Here is a 16,268-nt window from a genome sequence, read left to right on the forward strand (position 1 = left end):
GCCACGCTCCATTGCAGGCACCCCCATGTCGTTGCAGATCCGCCGCGCCACCCTTGCCGATGTCGACGCCCTGTCGGCCATCGCGATTGCCACCTACAATGAAACCTGGGGCGATTCCTATCCGCCGCAGGAGCTGCATGATTTCCTGCAGGCGCACTACAGCAGCGAACCGCAGCGCATCGAACTGTCCGACCCACGCAGTGCCATCTGGCTGCTGATGGACGGCGACGCCGTGGTCGGCTACCTGGCCGCCGGTGCCAACACCCTGCCGCATGCCGAGGCCCGCGAGGGCGACATCGAACTGAAGCGGTTCTACATCCTGGCCGCACACCAGAACGGCGGCCATGGTGCACGCCTGATGGACGCGTTCATGGCCTGGCTGGACCAGCCGCGCCGCCGCACCCTGTGGGTGGGCGTATGGGAAGAAAACTCCGGCGCGCAACGCTTCTACGCGCGCTACGGTTGCAGCAAGGTGGGCGAGTACGACTTCATCGTCGGTGACACGCACGACCGCGAGTTCATCCTGCGGCGGCCGTGATCGCGTCTCTGTAGAGTCGCGCCATGCTCGACCAGGGCCTGCAACATCCCGTCGAGCATGGCTCGACGCTACAAACTAGAAATCGAACAGCTCCGACAGGAAGCTGTCCTTCTTCTTTTTCCTGTACCCATGGCCGTACTGCTGGCCACGGTTGTCCTCGTAGCGCTGGCCCAGGTGGCGGGTATCGCGATGCATCACCGGCGGCGGCGTCGCAGCGGCCGGCTGCGCCTGCACAGGTGCCGGCGGCGGCACCGCAGCGCCGGCACCGGCGCGTTCGATGATCTTGTCCAGCTCGCCACGGTCCAGCCACACGCCACGGCAGCCGGGGCAGTAATCGATCTCGATGCCATGGCGCTCGGCCATCTGCAGGGTCTGGGTCTTGCACACGGGGCACAGCATGGGCATGGCTCCTGAAGGTCTGGCAACGACTTTACCTGCCCACCGATGACTGTGCGGCAACACATGACCGATGGCACAGGGACTTCCGGCGCGTGCCAGCGTCCGCGGCCGCCTTCCACACTCCACGCTGGTTCCGCAGGGAGTGCGTGCATGACCGTCCTGTCCCGCCTGCCCAACGCCGCGCGCCTGCTGCTGGTGCTGCTCGGCGTCGGCGTTGGCCTGAATCTGCGCGATGTCGCTGCGGCCGCAGGCGCGCCGATTCCCGCGTTGCCTATGCCCTACGGCGGCAGCCTGCTGGACAACGCACTGGCCGTCCTGCTGGCCCTGCTCCTGGCCGCACTGCTGCGCCCGCGTGGGGTGGGCCTGATGGCCAGCCTGGGGCTGCACGGAAACGGCTGGCGCGGCCCATTGTGGGTGCTGCTGGCCAGCCTGCCCTGCTGGCTGGGCCTGGCGGTGCTGGGCACGCCCAACACCGCACTGACCGCACTCGATGCGACGATGCTCGCCGTGCTGTTCCCACTGGCCGAGGAAGTGCTGTTCCGCGGCCTCGGCTTCGTGCTGCTGGTGAAGCTCATGCGTGGCCCGTGGTCCCTGCTTGCGCTGCCGCAGGCGCTGCTGTTCGGTTGGGTGCACTGGCTGGGCTTCGGCGGCTTCGACGGCGGCGTCACTGCCCTGTTCGTCGGCGCGGTCATCGCACTGGGCGGCTTCATCTTCGCTTGGCTCGACCATCTGGACGGCGACACCCTGTGGTGCGGCCTGGTGCTGCACGTATCGATGAACATGGCGTGGAACGTGTTCAGCCTCGACGACGTCGTTGCGCTGGGCTGGCAGGCCACCAGCCTGCGTATCGGCACCGCGCTGCTGGCGGTGGCGGTGCTGGCCTGGCAGGTACGCCGCCAGCGCCAGCGCTCGCTGTAACGCCCACTTAGCTTGGCGTGCACGCCGGGATCACCCCCGGCTTGCGCATACTTGCGCGCCTTTTCATTGCTGCTTTCCGGAGCTGTAGCGTCATGTTGCTGTCCAAGCGCCACGTTGAACCCCGCGTCCTGCTGATCGAGGATGCCGAGGAAACCCGCGAGCTGAGCCGTCTTGCGCTGGAAAGCCAGGCCTGCCACGTGGTGGGTGTGAGCTCTGCCGAAGCAGCACTGGGCCTGCTGGCCGCCGGTGAGCGTTTCGACCTGCTGTTCACCGACGTCAACCTGGGCCCGATCAGCGGCATTGAAGCCGCCAACCGGGTTCGCAGCCTGTATCCCCAGCTGCCGATCCTGGTGACGTCGGGCATGGACCAGCACCAGGTGCTGCCGCAGCTGCGCGACGGCATTCATTTCCTGCCCAAGCCCTACAACATGAGCGAGCTGCTCGACGCCATCCGGCTGTGCTTCCGGCACGCCGATGTGGGCGTACTGATCGGGCCGGACGCGCAGGCGGCGTGAGGCAGTCATCCGCGCCAACACCCCAGTATCCGCGCCACGCGTGGATGCAACCGGCCATCAGCCGCTGGTATACGGCCCCTCTCCCGGCATCACGTCCAGCAGCGCACGGGTGATCACCCGCGGGTAGACGGTCAGGTGGTCCTCACCGTCGATCACTACGTTGTCCACCTTCAACTTGCGGCCACTGCGCTCAAGCTGTGCAGTGAAGTCGGCAGTCTGCCGCAGCATGTCGTTCCCGGTTGAGTAACGCGGCCCCGGCTTGTCCGTCTCGTAGCTTCCCACCGACAACAGCACCCGCGTCGGCTGCGCCGGAATCACAGCGGCATCCTGCATACGCGGCAGCAGCAGCTGGTCGAACCACAGCGACGGGCTGGACAGGATGTAGGTGCTGAACATGTCCGGCTGGGTCGTCAACACGTAGGCCCCGAACAAGGCGCCATAGGAATGGCCGGCGAACATGCGGCGGGCGGGATCGGTGCGGTAGCGTGCATCGACCATCGGCAGCACCTGCGCTGCCAGGAAATCGCGGTAGTGCGCGGCACCGCCGTAGGTGACGTCATCGCTGTAGTAGCCATCGACCGTACGCGCTGGATTGCTGGGCGTGTAATCGCGCGAGCGGCTCTGCTTGGAGGTCAGGCCCTCCTGCGGCGGCAGCCCGACCAGGATGAAGTTCTCGATGTTGACGCCCTGCTGCCCCACCAGGTTGCGCACGCTGCGCACCAGCGGGAAGCTGTACAACGCATCGGTCACGTACAGCACCGGGTAGTGCTTTTCCGGATGCGCCGCATAGTCGGCCGGCAGCGCCACCCAGATCGGGTAATCGCGCCCCACCGGGTCATGCACGCGCAGCGCTTCGGTATCCGGCAGCACCACGCCCGTCGCGGCCTTGGTCGCGTCGCCCTTCGCTTCAGGCTGCGTTGCCGGTGGCGCCACCGACATCGCACAGCCACTCACGGCCAGGCAGGCCGCCATACTCCATCCACGCACACGCTGCATCCACACGCTCCCATTGCGGGCGGCGCACCGGATGGCGCCGCTGCCGCATCCTTGCATGCTGTGCACGCCGCTGCCAGTGCGGTCAGGGCGAGGCCGGCGGCGGCGCCGGGAACAGCGTGCGCAGCGCCTGCAAGGCGGCCGGGTGATAGATCGTGGCGTGGGTTTCCTCAGGCAGCGGCAGGTACTTCACCAGTGGCGATGGCGACGCCTGCTGCAGCAGCGTGGCCAACTGTGCGGCGGACGCAGCCAGCTCCGGCTGCCCACTGCTGGCCAGGAACACGCGCGGCTGCGCGCGCATCACGGCCGGCAACTGCTTGGCCGCGGCCGCCAGCATCGTGCCCCGGTTCCACCACAGGCTGGGGTCCAGCGCAATGTAGCTGTTGAACAGCGCCGGTTCCTGCAGCAGCGTCTCGACCACGAACAGGCCAGCCAGTGACTCGCCGATCAGTGCGCGCTCGTCGGTGGTCGGGTAGCGCTGGCGGACCTGCGGCATCAGTTCATCGCGCAGGAACGCGCGGTAGGCCGCCGAACCCCCAACGCGCGGCGCGATCTTCTGGTCCTGCGGGTCGCTGCTGGGGCCGGTCATGTCGCGGCGGCGCTCGGTGTTCTCGATGCCGACCAGCAGGAACGGACGCATGCTGCCGTTGCCGCTGAGCACCTGCACCAGCCCGGCCACATGCAGGAAATCCTCACCGATGCCGCCGTCGGGCATGTAGAGCACCGGCAGCGGCGCTTTCGGGTCCAGGCCCCACGGCTGCGGACGGTAGACATTGATGCGGCGGGTCTCGCCCAGCGCCTTCGATTCGATGGTGAAGGTTTCGCCGATCACCAGCGGGTTTGCCGGCGATGCCTGTGCGGATGGTGCCGGTTCGGCGGCCATCAGCGGCGCGACGGAGATGGCGGACAACAACAGCGACAGCATGATCAAGCGCATGGGGTGACCCGTCCTGGGAAGAGGCCGAGCATAGCGCCCAGCGGCAGGCATTGGCGGCTTCTGCACGCTCAGCATCCCTGCCAGATGCGTGGATCCATGCCATGCGGGGATGACCTCCCCGCGCGCAACCGGGTACGGCTCGGTTTCCCATGCAAATCGCAGCCGAGCATGGCTTGGCTCTACAACAGCTCAACCGTCGTGGATGGGACGGATCACTGTAGAGCCGAGCCCACGCTCGGCTCAGCCCACCGCGCAAATCGCAGCCGAGCATGGCTCGGCTCTACAACACCTTGGACGTCGCAGATGCACCGATTTTTGAGTGCGTGACCCGCTGTTCCGTACCACCACGGCTGGCAAACGTGGCGCCCACTTTCCACGTACCCCATCACGGCAAACGTGCCGTCAGCGGCAGCTAACAGCATTTTGCAACGCGATCAGCCAAGCGCATGAGCACATGCGTCGCGAGCTGTCGCTTGCTGCAATAGCTGCCCCTGCGCGAGCATTCCCGCGCGCCTGGATTCCGCATCGTTCTTCGGAAAATCCTCATTGAGTTCCATGCGCAGGCGTAAACACCATGCTGCGCCACCGACAACGGGTGGCAGCGGGCCTGCAAGCCCGTAATGACATTCACGCTGTTGTTTGCGCTCACCCGCCGACACTGTCTTTGGACCGTGCCGGCGGGTGATCCGTCGGCCTTCATGGCGGGCGCTGCGTGGGGGCCTTCTGGCCCGCCGGTTACTGCGTGATGTCATTCCGGCTTGCAGCCACGCATCGCCCGCCACCCGTTCTGCGCGGTGGCACGCCCACTCCAGAGTCGAGGAAGCCGAGATGGCCAACCGTCCGCCCTATGCTTCATACACCGCCAGCACCCACGATGACGACGACAACCCTTCGCCCGAACTGAGCACGTTTCTAGGCTGCCTCAAGCGCATCCGCGCGGGCGAAGGCGCCGATGGCCTGCCCTGGCCTGAAACCAGCGTTTCCATCGGGCGCGGGGTTGCCCTGTCGCGGGTGGAACGGGCCGCCATCGGCATGCTGACCGTGGCGGAAATGCTGCACGCCGCCGACCGCTGCCGGGCAATGGCCACGCCGGACCGGCATCTGGACGCAGGCGTGGTTGAAGGGCTGTTCTTTGCCTGCCGCAGCCTGGCCGAGCTGGTGTGCCGGGATGTGCGGCCGGAGTAGCATCACCCTGTGCCGCGAACCGGGCCATACTGGTGCCGGACCGGCCGGCACCGGGTCCCATCGAAACCTACAAGGAGGTTTGCGTGTTGAATGTCGTGATCGTTGCCGCGCTGGCTGCTGGCCCCGCTGCGTCCGTTCCGTATGCCGATTGCCTGCTGGGCAATATCCAGCCCGGGCTGTCCGATCATGCTGTGCAACTGGTACAGCAGGCGTGTGCGGCGAAGCATCCAGACAGTTTCCTTGCCTCGCTGGAACTGGAACGCACCTACAGCGCCCAGCGGCAGGCGCGGTTCGATGCGGATCGTGCGACAGCGGAACGCTCTGCGAATGCTGCCGCCAACGCCGCAGCGGTCGCCGCGCAGGCAGCCGCCGAACGCGAGGCGGCGCGGGCGCGCGGCGCCAAGGCGAAATAGGCATTTTGCGGGCAACAACACAAAAGGCACCGCTGAGCGGTACCTTTTTGAATGACTTGGGTCATTGATTGCATTGGTGGGCCGTGAAGGATTCGAACCTTCGACCAAAAGATCAAAAGAAGGCTTGCGACTCCTTTGAAAACAACCGGGTGCGCCGCTCTATTTTTCCGCCCGCCGAGCGTGGAACCATTGCCGACCCTAAGCTCACTCGACAATTTTTCCGCCTTCTCAAGGGATATACACGGGGTCCACGACCAAGGTTCCACCGTTTGACGCCGGTTACCGAGCCACTGGTGAACTGGTGTGCCGCGACGTGCGACCATCGTGAGCGTGCGGGCGGGAACGGCAATGAAAAAGGCGCCCAGCGGGCGCCTCCTCACAATCCAGCGGCAAATCAGGAGCGCTGCACGTTGGAATCCAGCCACGCCTGCACGCCCTGTAGCTCGGCCCCGATCTTCGCATTGAAGGTTCGCTCCACATCCCACGCAACGCCCCTCCCTTGGGCAAAGGCGGCGCGATACTTCTTTATCATGTTGCCCGGGTCGTTAGCCAGTTCCTGCATGAGCTGGGGTACGCCCCAGATCACCAGCTCGAAAGGTTCCCCGAACGCCTTCTGCAGAATATCCGGAAGGTCACCGTAGCGGATGGTATCGCCTGCCAGATACACGATCTCGTTGCGGATCGCAGGTGCGTGGAACACGATGCGCGCTGTCATTGCGCCGATGTCATCCGGCGTGGTCAGGGTGACAGCATTGCTCGCCGAGCCCAACGCGTTCACTTTATGCCCAACCAGGTCGACCACCCCGAAGTCCGGCTCGAAGAGGTAACTGGTGAACATTCCAGTAGAGATGATCACCCAGTCCATCGCAGTCTGCGAACGCAGATACTCGCGCACGTCCAGCTGGGCATCGAACAGGTCCTGGGGACCACCGCGCCCGATGGCATCGAAATCGACACCGAACTGCCAAGGAAAGTAGCGGGGAATACCCGACTTCACCGCCGCACGCGCAACCTTCATTGGCGTATCGCGGCCTGCGGCATAGCCGGTGCATCCAATCACTGTGTCAAACTGCGCAAAGGTAGCCGCCAACGGCTCTACCGATTCAGTCACCAGATCACCAGCAACGATATTCACCCCCAAGGCGCGGATTTCATCGACCACCCGCTGCTTCTCCGGCAGTTCTGAGTCAATCGACGTCGCCCGTAGCATCACACTGATCCGTGTGCCTGGATGACTTACGGCCAAACGTGCAAGGTTCCGGATGACAGGCATTCCAAGCTCGCCTGCGCCGAGCACCAGGATCGACCGAGAGGGGGTAGTGCTGATATGAGATGACATGGAAATCGCCCTGTGTGTGTACGATGGCGGCGATTCTGCTCGCCTACTGGCCCACACGTAAGAAGGCACATCGATGATACCGACCGCACCGTTCATGAGTCCGGAAGAACTGCTAAGGCACTCTCAAGCGATATGCGACGGGATGAGCGAGGACGAAGATGGACTGCGCCGGGAGGTTTTAGCGCACGCTGGTAGCCGCTGGTCCCTGGGCATCATCCATGCGCTTGGCGTGTATGGAACGCTGCGTCATGCCGAGGTCGCACGACGGATGAAGGGGATCACCCAGCGCATGCTTACGCGCACCCTCCGGCAATTGGAGCGTGACGGGTTGATCAGCCGGGAGGATTTCCACGAAGTACCGCCGCACGTGGAGTACAGCATCACAGCGCTGGGCAAGGACCTTCTTGTACTGATGATTCCCATGTGGACATGGGTAGTGGCTCATGCGGAGGAATTCCGCCAATGTCGGCAGAATTTTGATTCTTCAGACGGGAAATGAAGATGCACTGTCCGTTCCACGGGATCGCCGAAGGTGACGATGAACTGCCGGTCGTTCAACCGCCCGGCAGGAGGAACGCACTTGAGCGTGGAACCACCTAATTTTTCCGGCAATTTTTCCGGAGACACGAAAAAGGCGCCGCAAGGGCGCCTAAGTCGTTGATGCAATTGGTGGGCCGTGAAGGATTCGAACCTTCGACCAAAAGATTAAAAGTCACGAGACAACCCTACATCTTTCAACGTCTTACGCTTCAATCTGTTCCGCATAGACGATCAAAACGAGCATTTCAAAGTCTTGCGGCGCAAGGGGTTGGGGAATTTTGCGGAACGGCCTTGGTCCACTTAAACACCGCGCCGAAGCTGCTGCAACCCAGCCCTTACCCATGCCTTGGTGCGGGCATCTCTCGCTCGGGGTTTCGTCTCTGCCGGCGGCTTGCGCGGTTCAAGCGCCGCCTTGATCCGCTCGACCTCCTTCGCTCCTGCCTCGGCCAGACGCCGGGCCTGTTGCTGCTGCTCGCGGGTCGGCGGCAGGGCCGGCAGCGGGGACCCCGGCTGGATCGGGGTGCTGTCGGTCAGCCGGGCAACCGCCTGACGCAGGGGCAGATCGGGATAGAGCCTGGCCGCACACCAGCGCTCGGCGTACCGCTTCGCCTGCCGGACGTTGGCAGCGCGCACTTCCTTCACCTGCCACATCTTCTGGCCTTCAATCCATAGCCGGACCCCAGGACCGCCATCGGGCGTGACGCTGGCCGTCTCGCGGCCGTTGTACCAGAGCGCCCAGCGCTCACCGGCCTGGACCCAGCCAGTAGGGATCGGGGCGGTGCGGAAGCTGTAGGAGGAATACATGGCCGGAAGGATACGACCGGCCGTCGCAGATCCTGCGATGACGGTCGACGCTTCAGCTTGCTGTGATGAAGGGTTCACTCTGAGGGGCGCACACTGCGGTCTCGCGGCTCTTCTCCGGTGCAGAATCCTCTGCCCCCGTGTCCAGCCCTTAAACGGCACGGCCATGCACCCTCCCAACGCCTTCAGGATCCATTCGATCCTTCCCCTGCTTGCGCTCAATGGCGCGATCATCCGCTTGGAGCAGGTGCGATCAACCTGTAAGAACTGTGGACTGAGGTCCTCAATGGCTAAGGACGCAGGCTTTCACACGGATCCGAAGGGCACCACGCTCACGTGCCCAGCTTGCGGCGCCACAGGACTAATGGATGAAATGGAGATCTGGCACCACTGGCTTGACCAGTGCCGTCGCGAACGACTGCTGGCGCAGTTCGATCCTACGCCTGACGATCCGCTCGATATTGAGGACCCAAAATGAACGATGCCATCTCCGACCTGCTGGAGCGCGTACATTCCTGCGAAGTTGCGATAGAAGTCCACCGCGGCTATCTGAAAGCCATGGAGTACGCGCTGCGGATTTCGGTGTTGACCCATCCTGCTCCCGAGCGCCTAAACGATGCGTGGCTCCAGCTACTACCCAGCATCGCTGCGAGGCACAAAGAGGATGACGGCGAGCTCTTTGCAGCCGCCTTCGAGCAATCACTGACAGTTCTGACCGAACAGATCGGCGACGCCCGCGCCTGATCTTCACTCGGCTGGTGCCGGCGCGGCGCGGCTCACGCGCGCTCGACCGGACCCGCCCACGCTTCATTTCCGTTCGGTCGGGGAGCCCACTGCTTCGTGCTCGTTCTGATCTGTATCGCTTGCAGGGATGGTGTCCGCAGCCGGACGGCCAACGATCTCTTCCTGCTGAAGCACAGCGTGCATGGCTTCAAGGGCCTGCCGGTTGGCTTGCGCGCGGTACGCGCGTTCGACTCGTCCCATTTCAAATACGGCAAGAACAATGCCTAGGATAACCACGACGGCAATGGTGCTCTTCCAAGGGAACCCGTCTTTGCGGCTGGGCTTCTTCTGCCGCTTCGGCAATTCTTCCATGATCCAGTCCGGCCATCTCGGTCAGGGGCTCCAGGGCCATGCTAGCGCCATGGAGCCCACTTGGCACCAACTACGCGGCAATAGCGTACGGTTCGACCAACGCGGCCAAGAGGTCCATGGCCGTCGGGTTGGGGTCTTCGGCGTCACCGCGCTCGTTGAACCTGGTCCAGTCCGCGTGGGCCAATCGCCGCAACTCTTCCGGCTCGACGGGCAGCCACTTCATCGGCCAGAAAGGCAACCGGCGTTGCCCCACCCGGCCTCTCTGCAGCTCGACTAGACCGTTGTGGCTACTGGCGCCCAGCACGCGGGAATAGGCCACCGAAAGCCCGTCCTCCGGCCCTTCCAGGTACTGGAGGAAGCGCCCGCCGTCGAAGAGGAGTACCCCCGTAACTCCAGCGTCACGGTTGAACCGGGCGGCGTCGTCCACAATCTGATCCAGCTTTCCATTGGACAGGCCCAGCTTGTCGCCGGCGATCTCCTCGCCAGCGCCGCTCACGTATACAACTGCCCTGATAGGCATAGCCCACCTCCTTGATGAGCAGCAAACCGTAGCAGCCCTTAGCGAACGCGAGGGTGAGGATCAGCGCCGCGTGATGAACAGTTCATCGGCATCTGCAAATGAACAGGGAGACCCGTCACCCAGCCAACGCGACGGACCGCGCAAGATCGCGCCGACTTCCGAGGTTACGGCTATGCCTAACACAGGATTGTTCTACGTGCTGGATATAGATGCGGTGCTCGATGAGCAGCGGCGAATCGCCTACATCACGAGCTTGGCCATGCAATGCTCGCGCTGTACTCACGTCACACGCTCCGCAGGAGCAGACCTCGAGTCAACGCGCGGCGGCACCGTTCTGATCTGTGGAAAGTGCGGCGCACGGCAGATGGTCAGCAATGCGCGCTTGGTCGAGTGTGATCACATCCTCAGCGACGGCGGTCCCGCTCCCCGAGCAGCTTGACGAGCCCCCGGCCAGCTATGCCGCCAGCCGGTGCTCGTAGAACGGGTGCCGCTTGTCGTCGAAGATCCGGTAGAGCGCAGCCAGATCGGATGGATCCGGGTTGAGCCAGGCATCCACGTGCTCGGGCTTGATGTTGATGATGGTCCGGTCGTGGCCGGCTGCGGCCACCTCCGGCTCGGGGTCGTCGGTGATGGCGGCGAACGACAGCAGATCCGGCTCTTTGCCTCCCGGGTCCTTCCAGTGCGACCACAGGCACGCGACCAGCATCGGCTCGCCCGTGCGCGGGGTGAACTGCACCACCTGGTTCTTCCCGTCCGGCCCCTCGACGTTCTCGTAGAACGTGTCGACCACCATCAGGCCGTGGGTGTGTCCGAACGCCGGCGCCCAGAACTTCTCCAGGCTGTCGCGGCGGGCGTTGTAGGTGCCGGGGAAGCGCTGGTCGTAGTTGGCCGGCTTCCCGGCCAGGCGGCACTGGTAGCGCATCGGCTTGATGACCAGCTTCCCGCCCTCGGCGACGATCACCGGGGCGTAGACGCCGGGGAAGATGCGGCTGTCGCGATCCTTCGGCTCGACGCGCTGCAGGTCCGCCAGCCGCGCCTTGGCCCGCTCGATCTTGTTGCCGGCAATCCGAACGTCCTCCCGGGCCTTCTTCGTCTCCTTCACCTGGAGCGCCCGTTCGGCGTCGGCCAGCCGCTTGCGGTTGGCGAACAGCTCCTGCTCCAGGATGGTGGCCTCGGCCCTGTTCCATTGCTCGACCTCGGCCCACACCGCAAGCTCCGCCGGGCTCGCGCCGGCCCGGAAGGCGTCATCCATGGCCTTCGGCGTCTTGGGCCGCTTCTTGCCCGGGTCGTGCGCGTAGAGCGCGGCGAACTCCTGCAGCGACAGGGTGGCGCCGGTCATCCTGACCAGCTTCTGATAGGCGGCGGTGATCTGGGCGGAATAGCACATGGGCGCAATCTGGCAGCAGGCGCCGTTGAGCCCGCGTGAGGATCAGGCCAAGGCCACCGGGGCCAGTCCATCCAGCGGCAGCTCCGCCTTCTCCGGCCACGCGAACGTCTCCGGCTGCGGCAACAGCGCGCGCACCTGTTCCCAGGTCTCGATGCCTTCCGGCGGTGCCAGCACCAGTTGCTCCAGCGCCTGGTTCACAGCATCGCGCCAGGCCACCATCGCCCGCGCCTCGGCGCGGTATCGAGCCACGCCGCTGTTGTAGTAGCTGGCGCACGACTCGATGCTGTCGTAGCCACGCTCTACCGCTTCGGCGCGCATCCACGCGAACGCCTGGTCGCGGATGTAGCGGTAGTGCGCGGGCGTGTGCAACTCGAAGCCCAGGCCGGGCGATGACGCCGGCAGCGGTGTGTTCTGTTCCAGCCATTCGGTCGGCCACAGGTAGTGCCCGCGCGGGATGAAAGCACCGGTTTCGACGCAGCGAATCACATCCGGGTCTTCAGTGAGTTGGTACATGATTAAAGCTCCGCGTCCGCAGTCCATTGGAATTCAATAGTGTTGCCAGCTGCAGCACCACCGTTGTTGCTACCCGTCTGGAACCGGCTGGTGCCCATATTGCTCGGCGTAACGTTCCTGTTTGCCACAAATACTCCAGAGCTGTTTACCTCCGAGCCTGCACCAGCCGTCCCATCACGCGCTGCGTACACGCTAATTGCAGGGGTAGTCCGCTTCTGCACCGCAAACGCGATAGTGCCAGCAGAGAAGAAGAAACCATTTACGATAGAGCATCGATAACTACCATTACGGTCGGCAGTTCCGGGGAAGACTCCGAGGTTGTAGCTCTTTTCGTAGTAGCGCTGGCACAGCGCAAGCTCCAACGCATCCGGACGATACTCAAACGCCGTAGCTTTCGAACCGAGTTCCAGCTGCGCGTTTGCAAACCAGTAAGTGCCACTGCGCTGTCCGAGCGAGTCAGTCACAGTGTTGTAGTCGGCACCAGCATCCATCCAGATTTGCAAGATAAGAGAGCTAGATGTTCCGATGGTCTTTCCCGATACGGATGGGATATTGAACGCAGCGGTGACAGCCTGCCAACCTGCCACAAGATCGAATTTCTGCGCCGTGGTGTTTACAGCAGCGCTACCGCCGACGCCAAAATTTTGAGCGATGTTCACTGCAATCTTGCTGGCTGATTGCGAATACAGACGAACGGAAAACGTGACAGTTTTCCCCGACGCTGTGCGCACATCTTCAATGTGCTGCCGCATGAACCCAATGTTACCTGCGCCAGCTACCGAGCTAACGATTACGCGATGAGAGAAGCGAGCAGGCGGGTCAATGCTTCCATCATTGATCACCATCGCGTCAACCTGTGTGGTGGTGCCGATGCTCCATACTTCCCAACGGTCAGCCACATAACGACGTGCAGCTGCCGCTGCAGACGTTGTGGCTCGTTGCCAAAACCGGAAGTCGCCATTGATAAGCAGGTTCTTTCCGATGAAGCGTGCACCAAGCGCAGTGTCAGCGCTCTGGCGTGCGGTCACTTCCGCAGCGATAGCCTGCGAAAGCGCGGTATCGGCGTCCGTGCGCAGGAGCGTCTCCTGCTGCAAGCCAACTTTCAAGTCGGCCACGTCCTGGCCGATGTTCGATGACCCGCCTTCCAGCGCGGAAAGACGCTGTTCGGAATCCTCGAAGTTGTCGTTGCAGGTTGCAAACGCGGTGAACGCGTCGTCGCCTGGTCTGCCATCCGGCTGGATGGTCGTTTGATCGATGAATTTCTGCGGCATATGTGTTCTCTGCTGTTGATCGCCCACGGCAAAGCGGGCCGGACATGCCGGCCCGCGCCTTGTGCGGTTTCAGTTCTCGACCGAGATGATCGACAGGCTCTGCGTGATGGACTGCTGCTGGAAGGAGCCGGAGGTGTGCGACACGGTCTGCTCTGTGAAGCTGGTGATCACTGCGCGGTAGGTCATCGTCTGCGCGCTGGTGCTGGTGTCGTTCACCGTGAACGATCCGCCCCAGTCGGAAATCGCATTGTCCGGGCCATCCGTCTCATTGAGGATGTTCACCCCGCCGCTGGCGTTGAGGACTTGCCACAACGATTCAGCGCCCTCACCCACTCGCCGATAGATTTCCACGCGCGCCGTGTTCTGGCCCCCGCCAGCGACGAATCCGTCAGTGCCATAGGTCGTCTTCGTGCGCACATGTCGACGGGAGAAGCTGACAGTGACGCTGCGCACGCGGCCGTTGGTGGCGAATGGGCCGTTGACCAGCTCCACGCCGACGGTCTGCGTGGTCGTCGTCTGAACCGCGTTGCGCAGGATGCCCGCCGAGAGTTGGCCACCGAAGTAGGCGTTGCCGTTGGCGTCCATCCACATCACCGCATTGGCCTTCGATGCAGCGCCGGCGCCGACGTTGGGGCCGAAGTAATCGACCAGGTTGTCGCCGGCACTGCCGAAGTTTGTGCCAATGATGCGCTGAGCAGACCCTTTCCAGACGCGCAGGAAGCCACCGCGCCATTCCATTCCTTCACTGGCTCCGGGCGAGATCACCTCGAACGTGTTGCTGGAGAAGCGCGTGTTGACGACCTGACCGTTGTTCTCGATGACCATGCCGCCGATCAGCGGCCCGCCACCACTGTTGGCGATGACATTCAGGAACGCCCTCGCCAATACCTGGGTCAGGCCGTCTTCGGTCTGGACCACCCGGGCCTCCATGCCCTGCACCACCTGCGCGCTGGCCTTGCTGTCCACCTCAGCCTTCACCGATTGCAGTTGGCCAGTGAATGCCTCGATGCCCTGCTCGGTCACGCCGACCCGGGCGCTAATCTCCTCGACGTAGTCCGCTGACGCTTTCCCGTCCAGCTCGACGCCCAGGTGCTGGATCTGCACCGCCTGGGCGCTCTGCTCCGTGGCGATGACCTCGATGGAGCGCGTCGCCGTGGCCTCGAACTCGCCCAGTTCGGCCCGGACCGATTCCACCTGCTTAGCGACGGCGCGGTCGCCTTGGGCGATCACGGACTGCCAGGTCTTCACGCCCGCGCGCACGTCGCGGTCCCCGGCGTTCCAGTCCCGGTCGCCGGCGTGCTTGTACGTCACCTGCGCTTCCAGCGACGACGTTCTATCGCCGACCGCCCGGATGCCCTCCTCCGTTTCTTCCACACGGGTCGAGACGGCATCCAGCGCTTCCGCAGAGGCCACCTTGCCGTCGCCGGCGGGCATCCTCGCGGACACCCGCTCGATCGCCTCAGCGTTGGCGCTGTCGCCGTCTGCGCGCGCCTGGCGCTCCTCCGTGACGCTGGCCTCCGTGGCCACCGTGCCATCGCCCGTGGGCATCCGGGCCTGGATCACCTCAATGGCGCTGGCGTTGGCCTCATCGGCCGTGACCCGCGCATCGCGCTCCGCCGCAAACAGGCCGCTCGGAACCTGGGACAGGTCGCTGCCCTCGTAGTCGCCCCGCAGCTGCACGGCCAGCGTCTCGCGCTTGCTGGCCTCGGCCACGTCTGCGGCTACGCGGGCGCGGGCTTCCTCCTGGACCAGTGCCACGCCTGCACCGGGCGTAGGACGCCCGATGGCCACCCAGTCGGTCATGAAGTAGCTGGAGACGGTCTGGGTCGCGCCGAACTGCAGCCGGATAGCGTCGACCTCACCCGGCCACCAGGCGATATCGGCCACGTCGACCGTGCCCACGCCATTGTCGTCCCACCGCGGCTCCGGGATCGCCGCCCGCTTGTCCACGTCCCATGCCTGGTCGGCCAGCGTGATCCACTGCAGGAAGCCGTCCCACGCTGCATCGCCAACTCGCTTCACCCTCAGCTTGACGAAGCGGTAGGCGCTGCCGTCGACGGCCAGCGCAGCCGGCGATTGAACATACGGGTTCTCGGTGCCATTGGCCGGCCGCAGCCAGCCATCGACCACCGTCGGTGGCGCACCGTTGCCGGTCCACTCCTCCACGGTGGTGTCGAAGTACCAGATGCGCAGGCTGTCGAACTGGGTCCCACTGCCGGCGGCCACCTCGGACAGCGCGCGTGACAGCGATTCCACGTCGCTCTGCCGGGTTTGGGTCTCCAGCGTGATGGCAGCCTCGCGCTCGAGGCGCTCATTCAGCAGGCCGTCGACCCGGGCCTGCGCCTCCTGCGCGATCGCCTCCATAGCGTCGGACACACCGCGCTGCCGCAGCTCGGCCTCCGCCAGGAGATCCCGGGCAGCGGCAGCCAGGCCGTCGGCCCGCGCGGCCGCTTCTGCGGCATCTGCCTCGATCCGGTCGGCGATTTCCTTGGTGATCCGCTCGGTCTGCTTGATCAGTTCGGCGGTGGTCGGCGGCGGCGTAGCCTCCACCACCGAGCCCGAGCCCGGCCGGCCGCGCACAGTCGGCGTGATCTTGAACCACCACTTGGTGCCGGTGTTGTCGCTGTAGAAGTAGCGCGTGTCGGTGGTCCGATAGATCTCGGTCCACGGCCCCTCCGGAGAGGGGCCACGCTCAACCACGTACACGACGCCGGCCAGATCGACAGCCGGCCATTCCAGCAGCACGCCGTCGGCCACCGGGTTGGGGGTCACTCCGTCCACCGGTGGCACTTCGGGTGGCCGGTGAACGACCGGGAACCAGTTCGAGTAGCGCGGCGCCGCCGGAGACGGCGACGGCAGCGCGCCCACGCCGATCTCCACCAGCGTGAGTTTCCTTGCTTGCAT

At 64.4% G+C, this 16,268-nt stretch carries 18 protein-coding genes; 7 read left to right on the top strand and 11 right to left on the bottom strand.

Annotated features, from left to right (window positions below):
• Positions 1-25: 25 nt before the first annotated feature.
• The gene (locus ACMGRF_RS13450) at positions 26-538 is read left to right on the top strand and encodes a GNAT family N-acetyltransferase (RefSeq protein WP_180879711.1); all 513 of its coding nucleotides are present in this window, start codon (positions 26-28) and stop codon (positions 536-538) included.
• Between the two features lie 75 nt (positions 539-613).
• Here ACMGRF_RS13450 and ACMGRF_RS13455 read toward each other — a convergent pair whose 3' ends face one another.
• Entirely contained in the window at positions 614-937 is a 324-nt protein-coding gene (locus ACMGRF_RS13455) for a zf-TFIIB domain-containing protein (protein WP_262224228.1), read from the bottom strand.
• A 150-nt stretch (positions 938-1,087) separates the two neighbouring features.
• Here ACMGRF_RS13455 and ACMGRF_RS13460 point away from each other — a divergent pair, with 150 nt between their 5' ends.
• Together ACMGRF_RS13460 and ACMGRF_RS13465 are read left to right on the top strand one after the other, a co-directional pair.
• The gene (locus ACMGRF_RS13460; protein ID WP_414485281.1) at positions 1,088-1,855 is read left to right on the top strand and encodes a type II CAAX prenyl endopeptidase Rce1 family protein; all 768 of its coding nucleotides are present in this window, start codon (positions 1,088-1,090) and stop codon (positions 1,853-1,855) included.
• A 92-nt stretch (positions 1,856-1,947) separates the two neighbouring features.
• A complete protein-coding gene (locus ACMGRF_RS13465; protein WP_049413341.1) occupies positions 1,948-2,370 on the top strand; it encodes a response regulator in 423 nt (140 codons plus the stop codon).
• A gap of 57 nt (positions 2,371-2,427) precedes the next feature.
• Here ACMGRF_RS13465 and ACMGRF_RS13470 read toward each other — a convergent pair whose 3' ends face one another.
• The gene (locus tag ACMGRF_RS13470) at positions 2,428-3,366 is read right to left on the bottom strand and encodes an alpha/beta hydrolase (protein ID WP_049441283.1); all 939 of its coding nucleotides are present in this window, start codon (positions 3,364-3,366) and stop codon (positions 2,428-2,430) included.
• A gap of 82 nt (positions 3,367-3,448) precedes the next feature.
• The gene (locus tag ACMGRF_RS13475; RefSeq protein ID WP_312549236.1) at positions 3,449-4,300 is read right to left on the bottom strand and encodes an alpha/beta hydrolase; all 852 of its coding nucleotides are present in this window, start codon (positions 4,298-4,300) and stop codon (positions 3,449-3,451) included.
• A gap of 828 nt (positions 4,301-5,128) precedes the next feature.
• On the opposite strand from ACMGRF_RS13475, the gene ACMGRF_RS13480 reads away from it, so the two are divergent.
• Together ACMGRF_RS13480 and ACMGRF_RS13485 are read left to right on the top strand one after the other, a co-directional pair.
• Positions 5,129-5,485, top strand: coding sequence for a hypothetical protein (locus ACMGRF_RS13480; protein ID WP_049413338.1), 357 nt, complete (start codon positions 5,129-5,131; stop codon positions 5,483-5,485).
• A gap of 83 nt (positions 5,486-5,568) precedes the next feature.
• On the top strand, positions 5,569-5,898 hold the full coding sequence (locus ACMGRF_RS13485) for a hypothetical protein (protein WP_134709586.1): 330 nt from the start codon (positions 5,569-5,571) through the stop codon (positions 5,896-5,898).
• Positions 5,899-6,292: 394 nt separating this feature from the next.
• Here ACMGRF_RS13485 and ACMGRF_RS13490 read toward each other — a convergent pair whose 3' ends face one another.
• On the bottom strand, positions 6,293-7,237 hold the full coding sequence (locus ACMGRF_RS13490) for an aromatic alcohol reductase (RefSeq protein ID WP_414485282.1): 945 nt from the start codon (positions 7,235-7,237) through the stop codon (positions 6,293-6,295).
• Between the two features lie 142 nt (positions 7,238-7,379).
• Here ACMGRF_RS13490 and ACMGRF_RS13495 point away from each other — a divergent pair, with 142 nt between their 5' ends.
• A complete protein-coding gene (locus ACMGRF_RS13495) occupies positions 7,380-7,736 on the top strand; it encodes a winged helix-turn-helix transcriptional regulator (protein WP_231109319.1) in 357 nt (118 codons plus the stop codon).
• 341 nt (positions 7,737-8,077) lie between these two features.
• Here the strand turns inward: ACMGRF_RS13495 and ACMGRF_RS13500 are convergent, their stop codons facing one another.
• The gene (locus ACMGRF_RS13500; protein WP_414485283.1) at positions 8,078-8,581 is read right to left on the bottom strand and encodes a hypothetical protein; all 504 of its coding nucleotides are present in this window, start codon (positions 8,579-8,581) and stop codon (positions 8,078-8,080) included.
• Positions 8,582-9,052: 471 nt separating this feature from the next.
• Here ACMGRF_RS13500 and ACMGRF_RS13505 point away from each other — a divergent pair, with 471 nt between their 5' ends.
• Complete coding sequence (locus ACMGRF_RS13505) at positions 9,053-9,322, top strand: hypothetical protein (protein WP_414485284.1); 270 nt, start codon at positions 9,053-9,055, stop codon at positions 9,320-9,322.
• Positions 9,323-9,385: 63 nt separating this feature from the next.
• Here the strand turns inward: ACMGRF_RS13505 and ACMGRF_RS13510 are convergent, their stop codons facing one another.
• The 6 genes from ACMGRF_RS13510 to ACMGRF_RS13535 all read right to left on the bottom strand — a co-directional run bounded on the left by ACMGRF_RS13510 (position 9,386) and on the right by ACMGRF_RS13535 (position 16,268).
• On the bottom strand, positions 9,386-9,673 hold the full coding sequence (locus ACMGRF_RS13510; protein ID WP_414485285.1) for a hypothetical protein: 288 nt from the start codon (positions 9,671-9,673) through the stop codon (positions 9,386-9,388).
• Positions 9,674-9,743: 70 nt separating this feature from the next.
• On the bottom strand, positions 9,744-10,193 hold the full coding sequence (locus tag ACMGRF_RS13515) for a BLUF domain-containing protein (protein ID WP_414485286.1): 450 nt from the start codon (positions 10,191-10,193) through the stop codon (positions 9,744-9,746).
• Positions 10,194-10,647: 454 nt separating this feature from the next.
• The gene (locus ACMGRF_RS13520; protein ID WP_414485287.1) at positions 10,648-11,580 is read right to left on the bottom strand and encodes an SOS response-associated peptidase family protein; all 933 of its coding nucleotides are present in this window, start codon (positions 11,578-11,580) and stop codon (positions 10,648-10,650) included.
• Between the two features lie 42 nt (positions 11,581-11,622).
• A complete protein-coding gene (locus ACMGRF_RS13525) occupies positions 11,623-12,093 on the bottom strand; it encodes a hypothetical protein (protein ID WP_414485288.1) in 471 nt (156 codons plus the stop codon).
• A gap of 2 nt (positions 12,094-12,095) precedes the next feature.
• Positions 12,096-13,364, bottom strand: a complete 1,269-nt coding sequence (locus ACMGRF_RS13530; RefSeq protein ID WP_414485289.1) for a hypothetical protein — start codon at positions 13,362-13,364, stop codon at positions 12,096-12,098.
• Positions 13,365-13,433: 69 nt separating this feature from the next.
• Entirely contained in the window at positions 13,434-16,268 is a 2,835-nt protein-coding gene (locus ACMGRF_RS13535; RefSeq protein WP_414485290.1) for a hypothetical protein, read from the bottom strand.

This window comes from Stenotrophomonas sp. EMP41 (assembly GCF_047495535.1).
GTDB lineage: Bacteria > Pseudomonadota > Gammaproteobacteria > Xanthomonadales > Xanthomonadaceae > Stenotrophomonas > Stenotrophomonas sepilia.